Origin of the sequence: Streptomyces sp. NBC_00872, assembly GCF_045161915.1 — a bacterium.
GTDB lineage: Bacteria > Actinomycetota > Actinomycetes > Streptomycetales > Streptomycetaceae > Streptomyces.
On sequence record NZ_CP108806.1, the window covers coordinates 1,308,944 to 1,332,904 of the forward strand.

Sequence of the window (23,961 nt, forward strand, 5' to 3'; positions counted from 1 at the left end):
AACACCGCTCGCGCCGCTCCCCGGCAGGCAGTAGGACGGAGACGGCGGGCGGCACGGAGGAGCGGACCGGAATGCAGATCGTTGTCGACCTCAATCGCTGTCAGAGTTACGCGCAGTGCGCGTTTCTCGCCCCGCAGGTGTTCGAGCTGCATGGCGAGGAGGCCCTGATGTACACGCCGAGCGTTCCCGACGACCAGCATGAACGCGTCCGCCGGGCGGCGGCGGCATGTCCTGTGCAGGCCATCCTGGTCGGGGAGCGGGCGGGCGCCCGTGTCCGGTGAACGGCGCGACGGCCGGATCGTCATCGTCGGCGCGTCGCTGGCCGGGCTGCGGGCCGCCGAGACGCTGCGCGAGGAGGGCTTCGCCGGATCGCTGACCCTGGTCGGGGACGAGCCCCGGCCCCCGTACGACAGACCACCACTGTCCAAGCAGGTGCTGCTCGGGCGGGTGGACGCACGGGACGTCGGGCTACCGAGCCGCCGCGAGGTGGACGCGGAGTGGAGGCTCGGGGTGGCCGCCGTCGGTCTCGATCCGGTGGAGAAGCGGGTACTCCTCGCCGACGGCGAACGGCTGCCGTGCGACCGGCTGCTGATCGCCACCGGGACCCGGGCCAGGCCCTGGCCGAACCCCGCCGAGGCCGCTCTCGACGGCGTCATGACACTGCGTACGGCCGACGACGCGGCCCGCCTCGCCGAACGTCTCGACGCCGGTCCGCGCAGGGTCCTGGTGATCGGCGCCGGCTTCACCGGCTCGGAGATCGCCTCCGCCTGCCGGGAGCGCGGCTTCGAGGTGACGGTCGCCGAACGCGGACCATCGCCCCTCGTCGGCGCGCTCGGCGGAGCGCTCGGCGCCCTCGCCGCCACCATGCAGCGCGCGCACGGAGTCGATCTGCGCTGCGGGGTGACGGTCACCGCCCTGAAGGGCAGCAACGGCCGGCTCACCGGCGCCGAGTTCTCCGACGGCGGCCGGATCGAGGCCGATATCGCCGTGGTCGCCCTGGGCGCCGTACGCAACACCGAATGGCTGGCCGACGCCGGGCTGGCCGCGGGCCCCCGGGGTGTGGCCTGCGACGCGGGGTGCCGCGCCTTCAACATGTACGGGATCGTCACCGACGACGTCTTCGTCGCCGGTGACGTGGCCCGCTTCCCGCATCCGCTCTTCGAGTACCAGATACTCGCCCTCGAACACTGGGGCAACGCTGTCGCGCAGGCCGAGGTCGCGGCCCACAACATGGTCAGCCCGGGGCCGCTCAGACGACCCCATCTGACCGTGCCGGCCTTCTGGTCCAGCCAGTTCGGCCTCAACATCAAGTCCGTCGGTGTGCCCACCTTCTCCGACCAAGTGGTCATCGCCCAGGGCTCGTTGCGGGAGCGCCGGCTGGTCGCCGTCTACGGCTACCGGGGACGGGTCACCGCGGCGGTCAGTGTGAACCGGGCCAAGTGGCTGGAGTACTACGAGCGGCTCATCGAGACGGCGGCGCCGTTCCCGCCCGAGCCCGGCGCCGCCGACCCGCCCGACTCCGGGGTGCCCGTCCCCTCCGACGTGCCGTCCCCGCAGACGCTCTCGCACGGTCCGACCGTGGCCCTCACCGGCCATCTGCCGGACCGCCGTCTGACCCTGGTACGGCACGACTGAGTCCACCCGCCGTCCGCCATCGACGAGGAGCCACCGACCCATGCGCCCGGACACCCTGTTCCAGCGGATCACCGACTACGCGAACCGCGCCGACCCCTATCCGCTCTACGCCGCACTCCGGGAGAGCGGGGTGACACGGCAGACCGACGGCAGCTATCTGGTGGGCACGTACCACGAGATCGCCGAGCTGCTCCACGACCCGCGGATCAGCTCGGACGTCCGCAACCGCGCCGACCCCGACGAGGACATCCTCAGAAGATCCGACCCGCCGGCCTTCATCGGCGTCGACGACCCCGAGCACGACCGGCTCCGCCGTATCGCGATGCGGCCCTTCGGTCCGCCCCACTCCCCCGGGCGGATCGACGCCCTGCGCGCGGACATCACCCGGATCACCGACGGCCTGATCGACTCGTTCCGCGACAAGGACCGGATCGATGTCGTCGACGACTTCGCCTATCCGCTCCCCGTCACCGTGATCTGCCGGCTCCTGGGTGTGCCGTTCGAGGACGTACCGCAGATCCGCGCCTGGACGAACGCGATCATCGCCAGCTTCGATTTCGCCCCCGAGCAGGACGAGGGCCACCTGGAACGCCTCAACGCGGGCAGGGAGGCCCGGGACGCGATGGCGGACTATCTGGGGGAACTGTCCGACACACGGCGCGGCCGTCCGACGGACGACATGCTCTCCGCCCTGGTCAATGACACCGGCCCCGAAGGACGTCTCACGAGGGACGAGCTGAAGAGCACCGCGACCCTGCTGCTCATCGCCGGGCATGAGACGACGGTCAATCTGATCACCAACGGGGCGCTCACACTGCTGCGCCTCCCGGAGGCGCTACGGCTGCTGCGCGGCAAGCCCGAGCTGATGCCCAACGCCGTCGAGGAACTGCTGCGTTACGAGCCACCCGTCCATATGCTGCCGCAGCGCACCCCGCTGACCGATATCGAGGTCGCCGGTGTCACCATCCCGAAGGGCGCACCGCTGATCCTGATGCTCGCCTCCGGCAACCGGGACCCGCTGCGTTTCGAGGACCCCGACCACTTCGACCCGACACGCGAGGACAATCAGCACTTCGGCTTCGGCAGCGGCATCCACAACTGCTTCGGCGCCCCGCTCGCCCGTGTCGAGGCACAGATCGCGCTGAGCGCGCTCGTTCCCCATCTTGAGGACTTCCACCTGGTGGAGGACCCGCCCCCGTACCGGCGCAGCGCCCTGCTGCGCGGTCCCCGGCATCTGGTGATCGAACGGGAGTGAGCGGGAGCTGCGCGGAAGTTGCGCGGGAGTGAGTACGGATGACCGCCCTCGGTGGTCCGGATCGCGGGGGACGAAGGCCTGGGCGATTCCCCTCACCGGTGGATCCTGGCCGCGGCGGGCGTCTCGCCGGGGAATCCCGTCGTGCGCCAGGAGCGGCCGTCCGGCGTCACGGCGAAGCCCTCGTACCCTTCCAGGGATTCCAGCCACTCCCGTGCCGTCGGGCCCATGGCGAAGGCCGCGGTCGAGTAGGCGTCGGTCATCGTGAGGTGTGTACCGACGACGGTGAGGGACGCGTAGCACTCCGCGGGCGTACCGCGGTGGGGGTCGATGACGCGGGCGCCGCGTTCCGCGGTGCCTGACGTCGCCACGGCAAGGTCGCCGCGGCCGGTGACGACGGAGCACAGATGGCCGGGGCGCAGGGGGTGGGCGACGCCGACGCGCCAGTGCACCCCTGGAGCCGCCTCGCCCCGCAGCCGCAGGTCCCCGCCGCCGTTGACACAGGTGTGGTGGGCGCCCGCCTCGTGCAGGATCTGCGAGGCCCGTTCCACGGACCATCCCTTGACCAGCGCGGAGGGGTCGAGAACGCCGCCCGCGAGATGACTGAACCAGCCGCCGCTGGTCCGTACGGCCCTCTTGCAGAGGGCGAGGACCTCACGTACCTCCGCGGAGCACTGGTCGAGTGTGAGGTCGCCCCGTGCGAGCCGGCAGACGACGCTCTCCGGCCGGTACGTGGAGTACACCTCGTCGACATGGTGCAACCAGACCACCGCCTCGGCCAGCGCCGCTTCGATGGCGGGGGTACGCGGGTCACGTATGTCGAAGGAGAAGACGGTGCCCATCACCTGCTCGACATGGCGCAGACCCTGTCTGAAGCCGGAGCCCCGCACTTCTGACCGCATGCCCTCGGACCGCGTGGCGTCGGACCGCTCGGAGTCAGCCACCGGGCCCCTCCGACACGGCCTTGGCGGTGGCGGAGACCCGCACGGTGCCGTACCGGGTGTCCGCCTCCACCTGCGCCTGCGCCTGCGCTGCGGTGCTGCTCATGGGTCCTCTCTTCGCCGATGACCGATGCCGACGGCCGATGAGTCGTGAGCCTCGCAGCGCAACCTGTGACGACCCTCTCAACACCGTCGCCGGCGCCCGATTCAGAGAGAACTCAGAGCCGGCAGCCGCCCCGGCGCCCCCTCTCGGAGGGGATCCTGGAACACACCATGGACAGTCACAGCCACCCACTCCCTACGCGTACGCGTCCTACGCGTACGCACACGCACGGCGGTGACGGCGGTCCCGTGCGGGTCCTCGTCGTCGACGACGAGCCCGATCTGACCGAGATCCTCTCCGGTGTGCTCTCCGGCGAGGGGTGGCGTGTCCTCACGGCGGCCGACGGCGCGTCCGCCGTCACCGCGGCCCGTGTCTTCCGCCCGCATGCCGTCGTACTGGACCGGATGCTGCCCGACATGGACGGTCTGCGCGTCCTGCGTCAGCTGCGCGGGGACCTGGAGCATGTGTGCGTCCTGTTCCTGACCGCGCGCGACACCGTCGAGGACCGTATCGCCGGGATCGCCGCGGGCGGTGACGACTATGTGACCAAGCCCTTCAGCCTGGACGAACTGCTGGCCCGGCTGCGCGGGCTGCTCCGCCGGGCGGGCATGGCACACGAGGCACACGACGCGGGCGGGACGGGCGCCGACCGTCTGGTCGTGGGCGATCTGGTGATGGACGAGGCCGCCCGGGAGGTCACCCGCGGCGGTGATCCCGTCGAACTGACCCGTACGGAGTTCGAACTGCTCCGTCTTCTGATGCGCAACCCACGCCGTGTGCTGTCCAAGGCGCAGATCCTCGATCACGTGTGGTCCTACGACTTCGGCGGCCACGCGCATGTCGTCGAGCTCTACATCAGCTATCTGCGCAAGAAGCTGGACATGGGCAGGAGCACGATGATCCATACCGTGCGCGGTGTGGGCTACATACTCAAGCCGGAGCCCTGATGCGACGGCCCCCCACTCGTACTTCCCAGGCCCTCGCCTCCCAGACCCTCGCCCGCCAGGCCCCACCCCCCGCCCGTCGTCCGTCGCACCACGTCCGCCGCGCCCTCCTGGCCCGTCACCGTCCCCACCCGCCCCGCACTCTTCGCGGCCGGCTCACCGCCGGGCTGCTCGTCCTGGTCGCCCTGGCCTGTCTGGCGGTCGGCCTCACCACGGCGTTCGCGCTCGACGGTTTCCTGACCGACCGCCTCGACCAGCAACTCTCCGCGTCCGACGGACGTTTCGCGGCCGGTCTGGACGACGAGGGCACATCGGACGCCGGCGATCCGCCCGACACCGGTGGGCAGCCGGAGGGTACGTTCGGGGCGCGGCTGCTGGACGGGACCCCCACCCGGGCGGCCGTCGTCAAGGACCGTACGGATGTGAGGGTGCCGCTGACCCCCGGCGACCGCCGGGCGCTCGCCGCGCTCCCCGCCGACGGGAACGGCCACGATCTGCGGCTGTCGGGCCTGGGGGCGTACCGCGTCACCGCCGTACCGGGCGACGGCAAGGCCATCCTGGTCACCGGTCTGCCACTGCGTCCCGTCGAGGAGACGGTGCACCGGCTGGAAGGCGTGGAGGCGGTGGTCTTCGGTGTGACTCTCGTGGCCACCGGCACCGTGGGAGCGCTGTGGGTACGGCTCTCCCTGCGACCGCTGCGCACGGTCACCGCCGCCGCGGCGAGCGTCGCCGATCTGCCCCTGGCCGGCGCGGGGGCCGCCGCGGGGGCCGCCGCCCTGCCCGGTCCCGTCCCGGTCGGCGACCCGCACACCGAGGCCGGTCAGGTGGGCACCGCCGTCAACCGTCTGCTCGGGCAGGTCGGCAACGCCCTGGAGCGGGAGCGGACCGGCGAGGAACGTCTGCGCCGCTTCACCGCCGACGCCGGCCATGAACTGCGTACCCCCGTCGCCAACGTACGCGGACACGCGGAGCTGGCGCTCCGCCACCGGAGCCCCGTACCGGCCGACTTCCGGCGCGCGCTGACCCGCATCCGGTCCGAGTCGGAGCGTCTGAGCCGGCTCGTGGACGATCTGCTCCTGCTCGCCCGCATCGACGCGGGCCGGGCCCTCGACCGGGGTCCGGTGGATCTGACGCGGCTCGTCCTCGACACCACGGAGGACGCGCGGGCGGCGGGCCCCGGTCACCGGTGGCTGCTCGACCTGCCGGAGGAGGCGGTGACCCTGACGGGTGACGAGCAACGGCTGCGCCGGGTGATCGGCGATCTCCTCGCCAACGCCCGCTCCCACACCCCGGACGGCACCGAGGTCTCCGTACGGCTGTCGGCCGGTTCCGGCGCCGTCCGGCTGACCGTGGCGGACGACGGCCCCGGCATTCCCGCGCGGCTCCTGCCCGAAGTCTTCGGCCGTTTCGTACGGGCGGACGGCGGCCGCTCGCGCAGGGACGGCGGCACCGGACTCGGTCTGGCGATCGTCCACGCGGTGGTCACGGCACACGGCGGCACGGTGGACGCGGTCAGCGGAGGCGGGCGGACCGAGTTCACCGTCGTCCTCCCCGCGCCACCACGGCACGGCGGGGACGGCACGGCCGGGGACGGCACGGTCTGAGGGCGCCACGCCCGGTCGCGTACGCATGCTCCGTGCGTACAGTCCCGTACACACGCGGCATGCGTACGGTCACGCGCACACGATCAGGTCCCGTGCGACCGACACGTCACGTCACGTCACGTCACGCACGTACACCGCCCGAGCCCCGGCCGCCCGCTCCGCCCCGGTCGCGGCCCGTACCGGGCACCGACGACAGCGGCGCCGCGATGTCCTCCAGCGACCGGCCCTCGGCCCGTACGGCCAGGAAGGCCGCCACCAGACCGGCCGCGCACATGAGGCTCGCGCCGATCTGGAAGGCGAGCACGGTGTCGCCGACCACCCCGGACGCCGTGAGGTCCGCGAAGACCAGCGGGCCGCTGATACCGCCCGCCGCCGTGCCGAGCGCGTAGAAGAACGCGATCGCCATGGCGCGGGTCTCCATCGGGAAGATCTCCGAGACCGTGAGATACGCGCTGCTGGCTCCCGCCGACGCGAAGAAGAGCACCACGCACCAGCACGCCGTGAGGGTCGTGGCCGTCAGCGAGCCGCTGTCGAAGAGCCAGGCGGTACCGAAGAGCAGGACACCCGCCAGCAGATAGGTCGAGGAGATCATGATCCGGCGGCCGACGGTGTCGAAGAGCCTGCCGAGCAGCAGCGGGCCGAAGAAGTTGCCCGCGGCGATCACCGCGAAGTAGTAGCCCGTGTGTCCCGTGCGCACATCGAAGAAGGTGGTCAGGATCGTGCCGAAACCGAAGGTGATCGCGTTGTAGAGAAACGCCTGTCCGATGAAGAGCGACAGCCCCAGCACCGCCCGCCTGGGGTAGCGGCGGAAGACCGTCCTGGCGATGAGTCCGAAGCCGATGCTCTCGTGCTCGTGAACGGTGATCTCACCGGCCGGCGGCGGAAGTTTCCGGTGTTTCTCCTCCTCGATACCGCGTTCGACGGAGTCGACGAGCTTCTCCGCCTCCTCGCTGTGTCCATGGATGAGCTGCCAGCGCGGACTCTCCGGCACATGCCGTCGTACGAGAAGGATGACCAGGCCGAGGACGACGCCGAGGCCGAAGGCGATGCGCCAGCCCACGTCCTTGGGGAGGAGCGCGGTGTTCAGCATCAGGATGGACAGCAGCGAACCGGCGACGGCGCCCAGCCAGAAGCTGCCGTTGATGATCAGGTCGACCCGTCCCCGGTACTTGGAGGGGATCAGCTCGTCGATGGCCGAGTTGATGGCCGCGTACTCGCCGCCGATACCGAACCCGGTGAGAAAGCGGAAGACGAAGAACCACCAGGCCTCGAAGGACAGCGCGGTCATCGCGGTCGCCGCGAGGTACACGGCCAGGGTCACCATGAACAGCTTCTTGCGGCCGTAACGGTCGGTGAGCCCGCCGAAGAACAGCGCGCCCGCACACGCACCCGCCACATACAGCGCTGCGGCAACCCCGGTGACCTGCGCGGATGTGATCGACAGTCCGCTGCCGTCCTCGGACAGACGGCCCGCGATATTGCCGACGATCGTCACTTCGAGACCGTCGAGAATCCACACCGTGCCGAGACCGATGACGATCATCCAGTGCCAGCGCGACCAGGGAAGCCGGTCGAGCCGGGCCGGTACGGCCGTGGTGATGGTCCCGGTCGCACCGGTCGGCGGTGTGGTTCCCGGCCCCGGCAGGGCAGGTGTCGCCATCGCTTCCCTCCTCGTCCCTCGTCCTGGCAGTCGATCGCACCAATATCCGCCAGGTGCCCCCACCGCGCGGGAATAGACGCGGCGGGACGGGACGGCTGGAGTGCCAACGCCCCGGCTGCCTCTCGTTCCGCCGGCCGGTCGCCTTGTCCGGAAGACAAATCCGCTCCCGCGAGTACGTTGGAAGGGAAGGGCGAACCAACCACGCAGCGAGCCGAGTCTCCGCCCGTGACCCGAAGTCCGCGTACGGACGCGGGGCAGGGAGCGTTCCCACCGTGGGGCACAGGGACCGACGAGGGACCAGCTCCACGAGGAGGCGAAGACAGCGATGTCGAACACTGCTGAGGGCGAACACGGCACGGTGATCGTGACAGGCGCGAGCCGGGGTATCGGCGCGGCCATCGCCACAGAACTGGGCGAGGCCGGATACGGCGTCGTCGTCAACTACTCCTCGCACCCGGAACCCGCCGAGGAAGTGGCCGCCGACATCCGCGCGCACGGCGGGCGCGCGAGCGCCATGCACGCGGATGTGTCGGAACCGGACGAGGTGGCCGACATGTTCGAGCGTGCGGAGCGCGAACTGGGCCCGCTGACCGCACTGGTCAACAACGCGGGAACCACGGGTGCGCCCGCCCCCTTCGACATCCAGGAGCCGACCGGGCTGTCGCGGCTGCTGGCGATCAATGTCCTCGGCCCGATGGTGTGCGCCCGGCACGCCGTGCACACGATGTCCACCAGCCATGGCGGCCGGGGCGGGTCGATCGTCAATATCGCCTCGGTGGCCGCCCGTACCGGCGGTCTGCCGGGACTCGTGCCGTACGCGGCCACGAAGGGCGCCCTGATCTCCTTCAGCCGGGCGCTGTCCAACGAGGTCGCCTCGGAGGGCATCCGGGTGAACAGTGTGTCACCGGGCATCATCGCCACCGATATGACGGCCGATCTGGACAATCCGGAGACCAAGGAAGCCGTGGCCCACAGCCCGATCGGACGATTCGGCCGCCCGGGGGAGATCGCGGACACCGTGACCTGGCTGATCTCGCCCGCCGCGTCGTTCGTCACCGGCAGCGACATCGCCGTGTCCGGTGGCCGCTGAGGGCGTCTCCTCGCTCTCGCCCTCGTCGCCCCCTCGTCGCCCCCTCGTCCCCCTCTTCCCTCGCCCTCGGCCGCGCGCGGAGCCGCGGAGACACCCCGGATCAGGGGTGTCTCCGCGGCTCCGGAGCATGTCCGGGACGGGTCCTAGCGGACGTGGACGAAGACCGGGTTCGAGTAGAACCACAGGTCGTCCCAGGGGCTCTCCAGCCCGTCCGCCAGCGGCTCGACCTCGTCGGTGCTCGTACCGCGCACGCGGGCGTAGAGGTCGCTGTCCACGTTGCGCAGGGTGTGCTTGATGACGTACTCCTTGCCCTGCTTGCGCCAGTCGCGCGGGCCGAACCGCGCCACCACCTTGGTGGTCGGGTTGGTGTCGGTGTCGAGGCTGGCGCTCGGGCCGGTGATCTCGCCGACGATCAGGTCCACACGCCGGACCTCGGGCCGGTCGCCGTTGCCGTTCTTGCCCTCCAGCGGACGGAACCTGATCTCGATCTCGACGTCCGTGCGGTTGCGGCGGCTGACGGTGAGCGTCTCGCCCATGGCGGCCTCGTCACCGCGGTTGCCCGCCGTGAGATCGAGGCTGGTGATCAGATCGCCGGTCCCGACCCAGACCCGCCCGTTACGGAGTCCGTCCATGATGTCGGCGTAGTCCTGCCTGGCCAGCACATGGGTCTTGCTGTACTCGCCCGGCCAGAAGTCGGAGCCACCGCGCGTCCAGTGCACATGCGAGTCCGAGGTCGCCGTGATCCACCAGCGCCGGCCCTCACCGAGCAGCGAGTCCCAGAGGCCGCCGACACGGGCCGTCATCTGGTCGAAGCCGCCGTGGGTCGGGTAGTTGCCGTAGCCGCCGCGCGCGCCTCCGTTGAGGGGGCCCGCCTGGTGACCGGGCGCGCCCTCGAAGCCGACATAGATCTCCGGCGCGGCGTTGTTGCCGTTGCGGAACTCGCGCGGGGTGTCCTGCCCGTAGACACCGAGGCCGGTCGCCGACCGCGAGGCGTGGTGGGCGATCACCAGCGGCTTGCGCCTCATGTCCTTCGCGGCCTTCAGGAACTCGATCATCTTGGCCTCGGTGTCACGGCCCGGATCGGCGGGGAAGGGGTCGTTCTTGGCGAAGCGGCGCTCCAGCTCGTAGAGCTGCTGTGCCTCGTCGCTGTGGTGAGGGATCATCAGCGTGTGGTGGTCCAGCGCCGGGGCGTCGAACTCCATCCCCCAGAACTGGAGCACCTCGGGCACCAGCACACGGGAGCGCAGGAGATCGGGGTAGGCCTGCTCAAGGTTCACCTTGGAGTGCGTCGGCCCGCCGTGGTCGGTGCACATCACCCAGTTGAGACCGAAGTGCTTGGCCATGATCGCGTTGGTGACGATCGGGTAGACGGCGTCCGCGCCCTTGTGGAACGTCGGCGGGGTCGTCGACGTGTCGAACTCACCGCTGTACTCCGAGTGCACATGGTGGTCACCGGCACGCCACACCCGCTTGCCGGAGTCACCGGACTTCTCCTGCTTGCGGTCGTCGTCATGCGCCCATGCCGGGCCGCCGGTCACCAGCGGGCTCGCGGCCGCCAGCGTCGCCCCGACACCGGCGTACTTGACCAGCCTGCGGCGCGAGATGGCCGAGTACTCCGGATCTTCGCTGCTCTTGTTCTTCACGTGAAGCCTCTCGTTCGACTCGTCGGGGGCGGCGACCGAGTCTTGAGGCTCAAACCGAACGGAACATGAACAGAGGTCAGGGAAATCGAGAACAACGTGCGGGCCACGGTAGGAATGTGAGATGTCGTCCGGGCCGCCGCGTCGTCCCGATGACGTGCCCGGACGTACGCGGTCAGCTCTCGCCGTTCCGGCCGCTCATCCCCGCGACGATGTCACGGAGCAGACCGGGCGCGTCGTGCGTACCGGTGTGGACTTCGAGCAGGACCAGCCGGTCCGTGGCCTCGTCGGCCGCCGCCAGGGCCTGGTCCAGTCCTGCCGGGGTGTCCGCGCTCAGACAGAGCGCGTCGCGGACGCCGAGTGCTGCGGGCAGTCGCTGCCAGTCCCACCGGGCGATGTCGTTGTACGCCGCCTCGGGGCCATGGATGGCGCGCTCCACCGTATAACCCGCGTTGTTGACGAGGACGATGACCGGTGTGAGGCCGTAGCGGCCGATGGTCCCGAGTTCCTGGGCCGTCATCTGCGCCGAGCCGTCTCCGATGACGAGCAGACAGCGGTGGCCGGGAGAGGCGAGCTGCGCGCCGAGCAGGGCCGGCAGGCTGTATCCGATGGAGCCCCACAACGGCTGTCCGATGAACCGCGATCCGGCGGGGAAGCGCTGGGTGGACAGACCGAAGTAGGACGTGCCCTGTTCGGCGACCACCGTCTGTCCCTCCCGGATCGACCTGGCGATCCGTGGCCAGAGATACGACTGGGTCAGCGGCTCGTCGGGACGCGGGCCGCGCCCGGCGGCCGAAGCTCCGGTTGCCGAAACCGCGCTTGCCGAAACCGCGGTTTCGGCAACCCCGCTGGCGGAAGCTCCGGTGGCGGAAGCTCCGGCAGGGGAATCTCCCGCACCACCGGTGAACGCGTCGACGAGCGGTTTCCCCGCCACCACTCCCGTCAGCGCCGACAGCGCGACGCCCAGCGGCACCCCCGGGTACTCCGTGCCGTCGACGAAGGCGGACTCCGGCTGGAGGTCGATCCCCCGGCCGGGATCGATACGGTGACTGAAGCCGCCGCTCGTCGTGTCCGTCAGCCGCACCCCCGCACGGATGAGGACATCCGCGTCCTCGACGGTCCGCCGGACGCGCGGGTCGCCGAAGGCCCCCGAGTACACCCCCAGAGAGCTGGAGCGGCTCTCGTCGGCGACCGTCTTGCCCATGCAGAGCGTGGCGAACGGCAGCCCGCCCGTATCCAGCAGCTCGCCCAGTGCCTCCCGCGCGCCGAACCGGTCCACCAGGAAATCCGCCAGCACGGTGACGCTCCGCGCACCGGCCAGCGTCCTGCCCGCCGCGTCCGCGAACCGCTCCAGGGAAACGGGGTCGACCAGGAAGGAACGTCCCTCCCGTGGCAGCGGACGGACGGGCGCGGGTATCGGGGCGAGCGCGACATCGGAGGCCATCCGCAGATATACGGGCCGCTTCTCCCGGAGGGCCGCCACCAGGGCACGGTCGATCTGTTCGGCGGCGTCGGCACGGGTGACGGTGGCCATGGCGGCGCTGACGCTGCGCTGGGCACGCTCGAAGCGTTCGAAGTCACCGTCCCCGGCGGTGTGATGGACCAGCGCACCGGTGCGTTCCGCCGCCGTGGAGGGACCGATGACGAGATGGACGACGGGCACGTATTCGGCGTAGCTGCCCGCGACTCCGTTGATGGCGCTCAGCTCCCCCACCCCGAAGGTCGTGAGCAGGGCCCCGATCCCCCGGACACGCGCATAACCGTCCGCCGCGTACGCGGCACCCAGTTCATTGGCGTTTCCCACCCAATCGATCCGGGGGTGCTCCATCACCTTGTCGAGAAAGGCGAGATTGTAATCTCCGGGAACACCGAAAATATGGTCCACCCCGAGCGACGCGAGACGGTCGAGAAAGTATTCGGCGATCGTGATGTCACGTGAAGTCATCGGTTTCGCTCCAACCCGCGGTTCTGGTCCCACTCTCAACCATCCATGGGCGCACCCGCTCCCGGTAGGGCAGGAAGCGAGAATCGGCGCGCCTGTTTCTTGGGGAAACCTCAAGGTGAGGAGGGGTGATCCGCTACGGACGCGGGCCCGTGGCAGGAGATGTACGGTGAATCCACAGGCGCGTGGAAGACCGTGGCCGACACCGGTTCCGGGTGTTCCGAGGCGGGTGTGTCGGAGCGGCGGACCCGCCGGTATCCGCGTTCCGCTCGAATCCGAGGCGACCCATGATCGATTCATTGTTCCGGGAGATGATCGAGGAATTGCCGGACTTCGCACCGAGAGTCACGGAAATGATCCGTACGGAGATTCCCCCGTACTCGGTCGTGCCGGAACAGGAGCACATTCGCGCTGTGACGGTCCAGCTCCATGGGCTGCTGGACGCACTGGACCGCGGAATCATGCCCTCGGCCGAATATCTCCGGGCGGCTTCGCGGCTGGGCGCGGCGCGAGCGGCGCAGGGTCTGCCGGTCGAGACCGTTCTCGGCGCGTATCACATCGGCTATCGGGAGACCTGGAACGCGCTGATGCGGGGCGCGGTCCGCCGGGGACAGGAGGCGGTCGCCGAACTGGCCGGGCAGGTCACCACGTTCTGGACCTGGATCCAGGAACTGACCGACGCGGTGGCCGTCGCGTACGAGACGGTCCTCCGCTCGGAGCTGTCGGCGCAGGAGGACCGGTACCGGCGGCTGATCGAGGCCATGGCCGCCGCCGACCCGGCCGACGAGGCGACGGTGACACTCGCCCGTTCCCTGGGGTACGACCCGGTCGGCGCGTTCCAGGCGTTCCGCGGGCGCTCCGCCGACCTGCCGAGCGGCGGCCTGGAGCGCTTCCGCCGGCACACCGCCACCGGGCCGGGCGTGGTGGTGGCCACCATTCACGGCGGCGCGCTGTCGGTCCTGAGCCAGGGAGTGCCGGACGACGCCATCCTGCGCTCACTCGACCGGGCGGTGGGCAGGGCGCCGAGCCGGGCGGCGAGCCGGGCCGTGGACCGGGAGGTGGGCCACGCGGGGGACCGCGCGGTGAGCCAGACGGCGGACCGCGCGGTGAGCCACGCGATGGACCGCGCGGTGGGCCGGGAGGGCCCTCCGGCTCCGCCGCTCGGCGTCGGACTGCCGAGGACCGGACTGTCCGGGGCCGCCGACAGCTTCCAGGACGCCGACGGCGCGCTGTCGCTCGCGCTGCGCCAGGACGGCGGGACCGTCCGCTACTCGGTCGCCTGGCTCCAGTCGAGCCTCGCGGAGCAGTCCCGCAGGCTGAGCGATGTCCTCGGCGCCGGTGCCCGTACCGCTCACGCGTACCCGCATCTGTCCGCCGCCGTGATCGCCTACGCGGACCACGGGTTCATCCCGACCGCCGCCGCCCGCGCGCTGCACGTACACCCGAACACGGTGGTATACCGGCTGGACCGCTGGACGACACTCACCGGCTGGGACCCCAGAACCCGGGACGGCCTCATGAGATCGCTCCTGGCCCTCGATCTCTACCCCGCCCCGCACACGCCCTGACCGGGGCCGGTACGGAGTCACGGGCCCACACCGGAGTCACCGGCCGACACCGAGTCACGCGCCGACACGGAGTCACGGGCCGACACTGAGTCAGGGGCCGACACTGAGTCAGGGGCCGTCCGTCTCGCCGCTCCGGCCCCGCCGCGCGAGCGCGCGCTGTGCCGTGGCGAGCACCCGGCCCGAACAGTGCGCCCGGAGCGCGGCGCGGGCCGCGTTGGCGCCGGGCGCGCCGTGCACCGCACCGCCCGGGTGGGCGGACGCGGAGGCCAGATAGAGCCCGCGCACCGGTGTCTCGGGACGGCCCGTGCCGGGCAGGGGCCGGAAGACCGCCTGCTGGTGGAGGCTGGTCGTACCGCCGTTGACCGCTCCGTCGCGCAGATTGCTGTCGGCGGCCTGGAGTGTGGGCGGCGCGAGGATACGGCGGGCCCGGATCCGGTGGCGGAAGCCCGGTGCGTACCGTTCGACCCGTTCCTCGATCCGGTCGGCCATGACTTCCTGTTCGAACGGATCCCATCGGCCCGTCAGACCGTCCGTACCGGCGTCCCCTCGGACATGGTGCGGTACGTGGGTGTAGGCCCACGCCGACTCGGTACCGGCCGGAGAGCGCGTCGCGTCCGCGGTCGTCATCTGGCCGAGAAGGGCGAAGGGCCGGTCGGGGACCCGGCCCATGGCGAGCTGGGCCGCGAACCGGGTGAGGTCGTCCATCCCGTCGGCGAGATGGACGGTGCCGGCCGAGCCGGCCGCGCGGGCGTCCCAGGGCACGGGTCCGTCAAGGGCCCAGTCGACCTTGAAGGTGGCCCAGTCCCACTGGAAGCGGCGCAGATCGTCCATGACACGCGACGGCAGATGCTCGGCGCCGACGAGTCCGCGGTACAGATCCGGCGCCGATACGTCCGCGAGGACCGCTCTGCGTACGGCGACGGCCCCGCCCGTGGCCGTACGTACCCCCACCGCCCTGCCTCCTCGTACGACGACCTCCGTGACCCGCTCGCCGCAGCGGACGGCGACTCCGCGCCGGTTCAGCCTCCGTACCAGTGCCGCCGTCAGCTCTCCCGAGCCGCCGACCGGAACCGGAAACCCGTAGGTCTGCCCGAGCATGGACATCAGCCAGCCGAATCCGCCGCTGATCGCCGACTCCGGGGCCAGATCGGCGTGCAGCGCGTTGCCCGCGAGCAGCAGCCGGCCGCCCTCGCCGTCGAACTCCTCCTCGCCGAGGCGCCGTACCGGCAGCAGCATGCTCCGTACGAGCCGCAGTCCGCCCGCCGCGCGCAGCCGGGCCGCGAGCCGGACCGAGGCTTTGACGGGCGGGAAGGGAGTGAAGAGCGTAGCGAGCAGGTCCTCCCGCAGACCGTCCCAGATCCGGCAGAGGTCGTCCCACGCCCGGCCGTCACCGGGGGCGAAGGTCTCCAGCCCGGCCGCCGTCACCCGGCGGTCGCGGTCGAGTACGGCGCACCGCCCGTCCCTCAGCGGGTGCGCGACCACATGAGGGGCATGGCTCCAGCGCAGCCCTTCCCCGTAGAGATCGAGCCCGGCGAGTACGGGAGAGGCGGCGGCCATCGGATAGAAGGCGCTGAACACATCGCTCACATAGTCCGGGTGGACTCCCCGGTCACTGCGTACGGCACCGCCGGGCTCGTCCTGTGCCTCCAGTACCTCCACGCTCCACCCGGCGTCGGCGAGCAGATTGGCTGCCACGAGGCCGTTGGGCCCGGCTCCGATCACCACCGCGTCGGTCATCGCCGGATCTCCTGCCCGTCCGCCGCGCTCTCCCGTTCCACCACTTTCGCCAGCCGCGCGAGCATGTCGCGGTGGCGGATCTGGAGGAGCGCGTCGATCGCGAGGTTGTGGACCGCGCCGGCGAAGCCGCGCAGCGGATGCTCGTCGACGATCAGCAGCGTCTCGTCGCCCCAGGACCGGATGTCGAAGGCGATACGCGCCGTGCCGAAGGGTCCGCTGCGTGCCTCCAACTCCAGCCAGCGGGGCGGTTCGTAGCGCCGGACGACGGTGCTGCCGCGAAACTCCTTGGGGCCCACACGCACCGTGTAGGAGAGGGAGGAGCCGACCTCGGGCCACGGACCTTCCCCGGGGGCGGAAAAGGCCGTGCCGACGACCCAGTCGGCGTAACGCGACGGATCTTCGAGAACCGCCCAGACCGCGGACGGCTCGCTGCGGACGAGCTGGTGCCGTACAGCCATGTGCCCTCCCTGGCGAATCGGTGTGAGGGGGGTGAGGGGGGTGCGGGACGAGGGGGTGAGGGGGTGACGGACCCGCGGACTCTCGCTCTCCGTCGCCGGACCGGCCTTCGGCTCAGGACCGATCGACCGGTATGCGCGGTCCACTACGAGGCTCCGGCACCACGGCACCCGCGGCAACCGGGGCACGGGCGTCCGTGCCCAGCGGGTGCCACGGAGGCTTCATCGACGGTCACCCCAGTCCACCCGGTGGTGCTTCGCGGCGATCAGCCGCGAGACCGTACGGCTGATGTCGGAGGAGGAGACGATGCCGAGGATTCTGCGGCCGTCCAGCACCAGGACCCGGTTCTCGGCGCCGGGCCGCATACGCGGCAGCAGATCCGCCAGCGGGTCGTCCGCTCCCGCGGTGGTGACGTCCGTCAGGGGCAGCATCACCTCCTTGACGGTCGCGGACTCCCGTTGGTCCTCCGGTGTGTGGCGGGCGCGCTCCAGGGTGATCAGTCCCGCCGCGTCACCGGCCGCGTCCGTCACCGGGAAGGCCGAGTACCGGTAGCGGTAGCGGGGGTCGGTGAGAAACCGCGCCACGGTCAGCCCGGCGGGCGCGGTGACGGGATCCGGTGTCATGGCCTGTCGTACGGGAACGCCGGAGAGGACACCCCTCACCTGCGCCTGCCGGCCTTCGGCGGTGGCGGCCGTGATCAGGAACCAGCCGATCAGCGCGAGCCAGAGACCGCCGAAGGCCCGGGTCGCGATGAACAGGGCGAACCCCGCCACCACCAGCAGCCAGCCGAAGACCCGCCCGGCCGCGGTGGCTCCCGCCGTCGCCCGCAACCGGTCGCCCGTACGCCACCACAGCAGCGCCCGCAGCAGACGTCCGCCGTCCAGAGGGGCGGCGGGGATGGAGTTGAACACGGCGAGAAGGACGTTGATGGCCGCCAGCCAGGCCGCCGCCTCCACGATCAGCCGCGGGACGTCCCCGACAAGGAGGAGCCATGTGCACAGAGCGAACAGACCGCCGAGCACGAGGCTCACCAGCGGGCCGACACCGGCGATACGGAGTTCGGCTCCGGGGTCCGACGCCTCCGACCTGAGCCGTGCCACACCGCCGAGCAGCCACAGGACGATGTCGTCGACCTGTACGCCGTTGTGCCGGGCCACGACGGCGTGGGCGAGTTCATGGGCGAGGAGTGAGGCGAAGAAGAGCAGGGAGGTGATCAGTGCGGCCACCCAGTACAGCCCCACCGCGTGGCCGGGATAGACCTGTGGGAAACGCCCCTCCGCCAGGCCCAGTGCGATGAGTACGAAGATGACCAGGACGCTCCAGTGGACCCCGATCCGGACTCCGGCGATCCGTCCCAGTGAGAATGTCGCCCGCACTGCGTTCTCCCTCTGTCAGTTGTGGTCACCGCTCTGTCGGTTGGTGCGGAGAGCGGAAGGCGGAAAGGCGGAGAGCGCTGTGAACGTCCCGGACGGGATACCGGCCGGCTCCGGTCGCGCCGCGTGTACTGCCCGGGGGCCCTGGAACGCCGACGGGCACTTTCCCACCAGTCAACGACGCCGGACTTCAGGGCGCCACTCCAGACACCGCCCCGTCCCGGCGTCCCGTCCGGCACGCGCCGGGTACCCGGGCCAGGCAGCCGCCCGGCACCCCCGCCCGGCACCGCGCCGGGCGTCCTGCCGCGCACCCCGCCCGAGCCTCCATCCGCTGTCCGCCGTCGCCCCGCTGCCGGACGGCCTCGGCGCGGTCCGGCGCGGTCCGGCGCGGTCCGGCGGGTATAGCCTGCTCAGAGGCCCCGTCCCTCGCGTACCGAAAGGCAGGTGAGACCACGATGAGTGGTGAACCTCCCCGTCGCGCCCCGTGGGACGCCGCCCCGACCGGGCTGTTCTAGTGCCTCTCCCGGCAAGCTTCGCCCTGTCCGGATCCGCAGGCGGCGTCCGCGGAGTGCCCGCGCGCGTTCCCCAGCGCCCTCTCCTTTCCGCCTGCGGAGGATTGCGTCATGTCCGAACGTCGTCTGCGCGCCCTGCGCGCGTTCAAGAAACCGGCCAAGCGCCCCGCCGAGCCCGGTCCCGCCACCGAAAAGCCGGGCGCGTCCGCGCCGGACGGGGAACCGTCGCCCCGTGGAAGCAGCGTGATCGCCGCCGCCGTCTACTGCGACGGCTGCCGTACCAACACGTACGACTCGCTCGCCGAGACCTTCCAGGAGCTCCGTGAGACGGACGGCGGCATGGCGTGGATCGGCCTGCACCGGCCGAGCGAGGCCGAGTTGCTCTCCGTCGCCGAAGAGTTCGATCTGCATCCCCTCGCGGTCGAGGACGCCTTGGAGGCACACCAGCGCCCCAAGCTGGAACGCTACGGGGACACCCTGTTCGTGGTGCTGCGCGCCGCCCGCTATCTGGACGACGCCGAAGAGGTCGACTTCGGCGAGCTGCACCTCTTCGTCGGACCCGATTTCGTGATCACCGTCCGCCATGGCGCCGCTCCGGATCTGGCGTCGGTGCGCCGCCGTATGGAGGACACCCCGGATCTGCTCAAGCGCGGCCCCGAAGCGGTGCTGTACGCGATCCTCGACGCGGTCGTCGACGGCTACGCGCCGGTGGTGGCCGGTGTGGAGAACGACGTGGACGAGATCGAGACCGAGGTCTTCAGCGGCGACCCGCAGGTGTCCCGCCGTATCTACGAACTCTCCCGGGAGGTGGTGGAGTTCCAGCGCGCCACCCGCCCCCTGACGAGGATCCTGGAAGGGCTGACCGCCGGATTCGAGAAGTACGGCATCGACGAGGAGCTCCGCCGCTATCTGCGCGATGTCGCCGACCACTCCACTCACGTCACCGAACGCGTCGACGGCTTCCGGCTGGCGCTCCAGGACATCCTCGCCGTCAACGCCACCCTCGTCGCCCAGCAGCAGAACGAGGAGATGAGACTGCTGGCCCGAGCCAGCCACGCACAGAACGAGGAGATCAAAAAAATCTCCTCCTGGGCGGCGATCCTCTTCGCCCCGACCCTGGTCGGGACCATCTACGGCATGAACTTCAGACACATGCCGGAGTTGCACTGGGTACTCGGATACCCCTTCGCCATCCTCCTGATGGCGGTCGTCTGCACCAGTCTGTACGTCATCTTCAAACGGCGGGACTGGCTCTGAGCAACCCCTCCAGAGCCAACAGCCCAAAGCCAACAGCCCAAAGCCAACAGGCCAGAGCCAACAGGCCGGCTGACCGTCCCGAGCACGTGTACTTCAAGCGCGGGCGGCCCGTCGCCGGGCTTACGAGGCCGGCTGGCCGAGCAGCCGAGTGCGGCCGCGATCGGCGGCGATGCGCTGTACGGTGCGGGCGAAGGAGGCGATCTCAGGCCGTGAGTTCTGTGGGAGCCAGCCGAGAGCCAGCGTCGTCGTGGGCAGATCCGTCACGGGGACGGCGATCACCTCCCGCGTCAGGCGGTCGGCGACGGACGAGCCGACGACGGTGACGAGCCGGCCGAGTGCGACCCGGTCGAGGACCTCGTCCAGGCCCATCGGCGGGCACTGGTCCTGATAGGCCGGTTCCTGGCGGAGTTCGGCGGTGGTCATCGCCGCACAGCGCGCGAGACGGTGATCGCGCGGCAGGAGGGCGACGGGGAATTCCTCCGCGACCTCGGTGGTCCGCAGGCTCGTGAGGTCGTCGCTGTCCGTGCACAGCAGGGCGACGTCGGCCGTTCCGTCGCGCAGGGCGCCCGCCCCGTCATGGGTGAAGACGAGTTCGGGTTCGGCACTGTCGTGGGACCGCAGGACCTGCGCGAGCAGGCCGGAGCCGGTGCCGGGGCGGACCGCGAGGACGAGCCGTGAGGGACGGACCGCCCGCTGGGTACGGAGCACCGCGGCGTCCAGATCCAGGAGCAGGCGGCGGCACTCGTCGAGGAAGACAGAGCCCGCGGCCGTGAGTTCCACATGGCGGCTCGTACGCTCCAGGAGACGCGCCCCCATACGGCGCTCCAGCCGGGAAACCGCCCGGGACAGCGGCGGCTGAGCGATGCCCAACCGCTCCGCCGCCCGGCTGAAGTGCAGTTCCTCAGCCACCGCGACAAAGTAGACGAGCTCTCGGGTCTCCAGTCGATCCATACCCTCAGGGTATCGCCATGGACGGAAACAGTCATGGCTCCCCGAGCAGCACCCTGGTCGGATGGAGACAGCGGCTGCTGAGGGGTTCGTTCCCCGCGGGAGGGCGCTACACCGGGAAACCGCTGCGGTTCCAGATGCGACGACGAAAGGAAACCACTCTCATGAGCGACGAGCGCGAGGTCCAGGAAGTCCTGGCCCGCTACGTCCGTGCGACGGACCGGCGCGACGGCAAGACACAGGGTGGCTTGTTCACCGACGACGCAGTCGTGCAGATCTACACCAGGACCGGCCCCGACAGCTACGAGCCGTTCGGTGAGCCCCTGATCGGCGGGGCGGGCGTGGAATACGCGGTCACGAACTTCATGTCCGCGCACCCGGAGGGCGGCTCCAGTCACCACACCACACAGGACCACATCATCGACGTCGACGGCGACCACGCCCACCTGAACGCCCAGTTCATCGTCTACAGCGTGCGGGCCTCCGCGCACCCGGCCGAGGGCTGGCCGGCCGGGGTCTCCGGTGCCCAGGGCACCGTCCGGCCGATCGAGTCCGGGTATTACGACACTGATCTGCGCCGGGTGGACGGCGAGTGGAAGATCGTCAAGCACCGCGTGCTGATGGACATGCCCATCGCGATCCCGGGGGCCTGAGACATGAAGGCCGTTGTGTACCGCCGCTACGGCGGACCGGAAGTCCTGGAAGTCACCGAACTGCCCGAGCCGAAGACCCACGTGGACTCGGTGCTGATCCGGGTCAAGGCCGCCGGGCTGAACCGCGCGGACGCAGCCATCCAAGCCGGAGCTCTGGACAAGGCGGTGGAAACGTTCTTCCCGGTGGTGCCCGGCTGGGACATCGCCGGTGTGGTGGAGCGCTCCGGGCCCGGAGCGGCGGAGTTCGCGCCGGGCGACGAGGTGATCGCGTACATCCGCGGTGATGTGCAGCGAGCGCACGGCGGCTTCGCCGAATTGGTCTCCGCGGACGTGCGCACCGTCGCGCACAAGCCGAGCACCATGTCCTTCAGCGAAGCTGCGGGTCTGCCACTGGCTGGGCTGACCGCCTACCAGGGCGTGAGACACGCACTCGCGGTGCAACCGGGCGAGAACGTCCTCGTGCACGGGGCCGCCGGCGGCGTGGGATCCGTTGCCGTGCAGATCGCGAAGGCCCAAGGCGCTCGTGTCATCGGTGCCGGCTCACCCGACGATCACGACTACCTACGTACGATCGGCGCCGAAACCGTCGCGTACGGCGAGGGCCTGACCGGCCAGGTGCTCGGTCTGGTCCCGAACGGTGTGGACGCCATGTTCGACACGATCGGCCGTGGCACCCTCGCCGCGTCGGCGGCGGCCGCACGACCGGGGGCCAGGCTCGCGTCCATCGCCGATCCCGGCGTCCCCGGCTCCACGGACGTCTTCGCCCGCATGGAACACGCCGACCTCACCGCGGTCACCGCGCTGGCCGAGGCCGGCCTGCTCACCGTACGCGTCGGGGCGGTCTTCCCCCTGGAGAAGGCCGCCGAGGCACAGCGCGCCTTCGCCGCCGGGAACATCACCGGCAAGGTCATCCTCAAGATCGGCTGAGCCACCGCCCCGGCCCCGCCCCGATCGCACCTCGCTCTCCCCCGCTTCGGCACACCTCCTCTTCGGCTCCCCCTTCGACGCTCCGACAACCGCGCCGCGGGGCGCCGCGCGTCCGGGGTGCCCCAGGCGCGTAGTCGATCAGCACCCGGTAACCCGACCGCGGCACGTGGTCGCTGTCCTTCGGACGGACTCACATGCCGATCTCCGCGAGTGCCGACGTCCAGCAGATCCTGGTGCGGTACGTGCGCGACACCGATCACCGGGACGGCACATCCCTGTCCGAGCGCTTCACTCCGCGGGGCAGGGTGGACATCTCCGCCAAGAACGCCAAGGGCGTCAGCGCGGTCCGTAACCTGAACCGCCTGGAGCCGGCCGGGGAGAGCGTCCCGGCCGCCCGGGAGAGTCTGGCCCGTCGCGGCCCTCGCCCGGCCGGCCGGACAGATCGATGTCGCTGAATTCGCCGAGCGGTACGGTCCGCGCGTTGGCACCTGGACGGTGCCGCGCTCGAAGACCAAGCGGGAGCGGCTCGCACAGGTCTTCCGCCAGGACGCCCTGACTCCGCGCCGGGCCGCCTGGACCACAGACGCCCCCGCGCGGATCCGTGAGATCGAGGCCGTGGCCCTGCTGTGGCCGTGGCCCTGCTGCGGCAGGTCCTTCGCCTGGCTTCGTGGAGGGTGACCGTCGGTCGGCAACCGCATCCGTCGAAGCCCGACCGTCGAGGCGGGCGTCGGAACAACCCGGCGAGATGGCCGCCGCCCGTTGAGCCGTTGCTCAGCCGTGGCTCTCCGCAAGGGAACTGAGCGCGTCGAGCGTGGACTGGTGCGGCTGGTCGATGACGGCCTTCGACTCGTCGACGAGGCCGGTGAGGCGGGCCACCTCCGCGTCGGTCAGGTTCTCGGCGACCTCGGACGCGGCGATGTTGGCGCGCAGGTGATCGGGGTTCGTCGTGCCGGGGATGACGACCATGGCGGGGGAACGGCGCAGCAGCCAGGCCAGCGCGACCTGGGCCGGCGTCGCGCCGAGGCGCCGCGCGGGGCCTGTCAGCTCGTCGTAGCCGGCGAGCTGCCCGGAGGCCAGCGGGAAGTAGGGGACGAACATGATGTCCTGCGCCTCGCAGTCGGCGAGGACCTGGACGCCGCTGCGGTCGAGCAGGTTGAAACGGTTCTGCACGGCCGCGATCGGCGTCATCTTCTGCGCGCGGGCCAGCATCCGCGGCGACGCGCCGGACAGACCGATGCGGCGGATGAGACCCTGGTCGCGCAGCTCGACGAGCACGCCGAGTGAATCCTCCAGCGGCACGTCGCTCCGCGGTGCCGGACCGTCGCCGCCGAGCCGCAGGTACGTCAGCTCGCTCGTCTCCGTACCCAGGTCGGCCAGGGCCTCGTGAACCTGCCGGCGGACCGTGTCCGGGTGGTCGGTGATGATCCACGAGCCGTCCGGACCGCGCCCGGCGCCGACCTTGTTGCCGACGGTCACCCCCTCGGGGAACGGCCGCAGTGCCTCCCCGATCAGCCGGTTCACCGTACGCGGCCCGTACGCGTTCGCGGTGTCGAAGAACGTGACTCCCAGCTCGACCGCCTGGCGCAGTACCCGTCGCGCCGACTCGGGGTCGCTCGGCGGCCCCCATACGTTCGGCCCGGCGAGCTGCATGGCGCCGTATCCGACACGATTCACTGGCTTCTCCTCGATGTATCACTGCCACGCTGATATGCGTAGCAC

Annotated in this window: 21 protein-coding genes; 12 read left to right on the top strand and 9 right to left on the bottom strand. The window is 70.8% G+C overall.

All coding sequences use genetic code 11. The annotated features are described in order from the left end of the window. Positions 1-71 precede the first annotated feature (71 nt). Genes OG214_RS05500 through OG214_RS05510 form a run of 3 tightly spaced genes read left to right on the top strand, consistent with a single transcriptional unit; the run spans position 72 to position 2,890 of the window. Positions 72-281 carry a ferredoxin gene (locus tag OG214_RS05500; protein WP_363080611.1) on the top strand — a complete coding sequence of 70 codons (210 nt, stop codon included), beginning with the start codon at positions 72-74 and terminating at the stop codon, positions 279-281. Further along, complete coding sequence (locus OG214_RS05505; protein WP_405983970.1) at positions 271-1,635, top strand: NAD(P)/FAD-dependent oxidoreductase; 1,365 nt, start codon at positions 271-273, stop codon at positions 1,633-1,635. Before OG214_RS05500 ends, OG214_RS05505 begins: the two co-directional genes overlap by 11 nt. Positions 1,636-1,675: 40 nt before the next feature. Next, positions 1,676-2,890 (top strand): cytochrome P450, encoded by a 1,215-nt coding sequence (locus OG214_RS05510; protein ID WP_363080609.1) that lies wholly within the window; start codon positions 1,676-1,678, stop codon positions 2,888-2,890. Between the two features lie 92 nt (positions 2,891-2,982). On the opposite strand, the gene OG214_RS05515 is transcribed toward OG214_RS05510, so the two are convergent. Continuing rightward, on the bottom strand, positions 2,983-3,729 hold the full coding sequence (locus OG214_RS05515; RefSeq protein ID WP_405987433.1) for an FAD:protein FMN transferase: 747 nt from the start codon (positions 3,727-3,729) through the stop codon (positions 2,983-2,985). Positions 3,730-4,101: 372 nt separating this feature from the next. On the opposite strand from OG214_RS05515, the gene OG214_RS05520 reads away from it, so the two are divergent. Continuing rightward, positions 4,102-4,878, top strand: coding sequence for a response regulator transcription factor (locus OG214_RS05520; protein ID WP_405983971.1), 777 nt, complete (start codon positions 4,102-4,104; stop codon positions 4,876-4,878). Then, the gene (locus tag OG214_RS05525; protein ID WP_405983972.1) at positions 4,878-6,479 is read left to right on the top strand and encodes a sensor histidine kinase; all 1,602 of its coding nucleotides are present in this window, start codon (positions 4,878-4,880) and stop codon (positions 6,477-6,479) included. The genes OG214_RS05520 and OG214_RS05525 overlap by 1 nt, the downstream gene beginning before the upstream one ends. 121 nt (positions 6,480-6,600) lie before the next feature. Here OG214_RS05525 and OG214_RS05530 read toward each other — a convergent pair whose 3' ends face one another. Continuing rightward, positions 6,601-8,139 carry an MFS transporter gene (locus OG214_RS05530; protein ID WP_405983973.1) on the bottom strand — a complete coding sequence of 513 codons (1,539 nt, stop codon included), beginning with the start codon at positions 8,137-8,139 and terminating at the stop codon, positions 6,601-6,603. Positions 8,140-8,464: 325 nt separating this feature from the next. Here OG214_RS05530 and OG214_RS05535 point away from each other — a divergent pair, with 325 nt between their 5' ends. Further along, positions 8,465-9,229 (top strand): glucose 1-dehydrogenase, encoded by a 765-nt coding sequence (locus tag OG214_RS05535; RefSeq protein WP_363080605.1) that lies wholly within the window; start codon positions 8,465-8,467, stop codon positions 9,227-9,229. 143 nt (positions 9,230-9,372) lie between these two features. Here the strand turns inward: OG214_RS05535 and OG214_RS05540 are convergent, their stop codons facing one another. Together OG214_RS05540 and OG214_RS05545 are read right to left on the bottom strand one after the other, a co-directional pair. Further along, positions 9,373-10,872: a twin-arginine translocation signal domain-containing protein gene (locus tag OG214_RS05540; RefSeq protein WP_405983974.1), complete on the bottom strand. Its 1,500-nt coding sequence runs from the start codon at positions 10,870-10,872 to the stop codon at positions 9,373-9,375. Positions 10,873-11,044: 172 nt separating this feature from the next. Continuing rightward, positions 11,045-12,814, bottom strand: coding sequence for an alpha-keto acid decarboxylase family protein (locus OG214_RS05545; RefSeq protein ID WP_405983975.1), 1,770 nt, complete (start codon positions 12,812-12,814; stop codon positions 11,045-11,047). 284 nt (positions 12,815-13,098) lie between these two features. Between OG214_RS05545 and OG214_RS05550 the strand changes: the two genes are divergently transcribed. Next, entirely contained in the window at positions 13,099-14,379 is a 1,281-nt protein-coding gene (locus tag OG214_RS05550) for a PucR family transcriptional regulator (RefSeq protein WP_405983976.1), read from the top strand. 108 nt (positions 14,380-14,487) lie between these two features. On the opposite strand, the gene OG214_RS05555 is transcribed toward OG214_RS05550, so the two are convergent. The 3 genes from OG214_RS05555 to OG214_RS05565 all read right to left on the bottom strand — a co-directional run bounded on the left by OG214_RS05555 (position 14,488) and on the right by OG214_RS05565 (position 17,948). Continuing rightward, a complete protein-coding gene (locus tag OG214_RS05555) occupies positions 14,488-16,116 on the bottom strand; it encodes an NAD(P)/FAD-dependent oxidoreductase (RefSeq protein WP_363085454.1) in 1,629 nt (542 codons plus the stop codon). Continuing rightward, positions 16,113-16,574: an SRPBCC family protein gene (locus tag OG214_RS05560; RefSeq protein WP_363085453.1), complete on the bottom strand. Its 462-nt coding sequence runs from the start codon at positions 16,572-16,574 to the stop codon at positions 16,113-16,115. The genes OG214_RS05555 and OG214_RS05560 overlap by 4 nt, the downstream gene beginning before the upstream one ends. A 219-nt stretch (positions 16,575-16,793) precedes the next feature. After that, on the bottom strand, positions 16,794-17,948 hold the full coding sequence (locus OG214_RS05565; RefSeq protein WP_405983977.1) for a site-2 protease family protein: 1,155 nt from the start codon (positions 17,946-17,948) through the stop codon (positions 16,794-16,796). Between the two features lie 620 nt (positions 17,949-18,568). Here OG214_RS05565 and OG214_RS05570 point away from each other — a divergent pair. Continuing rightward, positions 18,569-19,714: a magnesium and cobalt transport protein CorA gene (locus tag OG214_RS05570; RefSeq protein ID WP_405983978.1), complete on the top strand. Its 1,146-nt coding sequence runs from the start codon at positions 18,569-18,571 to the stop codon at positions 19,712-19,714. A gap of 120 nt (positions 19,715-19,834) precedes the next feature. Here the strand turns inward: OG214_RS05570 and OG214_RS05575 are convergent, their stop codons facing one another. Then, entirely contained in the window at positions 19,835-20,665 is an 831-nt protein-coding gene (locus OG214_RS05575; RefSeq protein ID WP_405983979.1) for a LysR family transcriptional regulator, read from the bottom strand. Positions 20,666-20,826: 161 nt separating this feature from the next. Here OG214_RS05575 and OG214_RS05580 point away from each other — a divergent pair, with 161 nt between their 5' ends. The 4 genes from OG214_RS05580 (at position 20,827) to OG214_RS05595 (ending at position 22,920) form a co-directional block, all read left to right on the top strand. After that, positions 20,827-21,315, top strand: coding sequence for a nuclear transport factor 2 family protein (locus OG214_RS05580; protein ID WP_405983980.1), 489 nt, complete (start codon positions 20,827-20,829; stop codon positions 21,313-21,315). A 3-nt stretch (positions 21,316-21,318) separates the two neighbouring features. Continuing rightward, the gene (locus OG214_RS05585; protein WP_405983981.1) at positions 21,319-22,242 is read left to right on the top strand and encodes an NADP-dependent oxidoreductase; all 924 of its coding nucleotides are present in this window, start codon (positions 21,319-21,321) and stop codon (positions 22,240-22,242) included. A gap of 194 nt (positions 22,243-22,436) precedes the next feature. Next, positions 22,437-22,697 (top strand): hypothetical protein, encoded by a 261-nt coding sequence (locus tag OG214_RS05590; protein WP_405983982.1) that lies wholly within the window; start codon positions 22,437-22,439, stop codon positions 22,695-22,697. A gap of 40 nt (positions 22,698-22,737) precedes the next feature. Further along, positions 22,738-22,920, top strand: coding sequence for a hypothetical protein (locus OG214_RS05595; protein ID WP_405983983.1), 183 nt, complete (start codon positions 22,738-22,740; stop codon positions 22,918-22,920). 93 nt (positions 22,921-23,013) lie between these two features. Here the strand turns inward: OG214_RS05595 and OG214_RS05600 are convergent, their stop codons facing one another. Beyond that, positions 23,014-23,916 (bottom strand): aldo/keto reductase, encoded by a 903-nt coding sequence (locus OG214_RS05600; protein WP_405983984.1) that lies wholly within the window; start codon positions 23,914-23,916, stop codon positions 23,014-23,016. Positions 23,917-23,961: the final 45 nt, after the last annotated feature.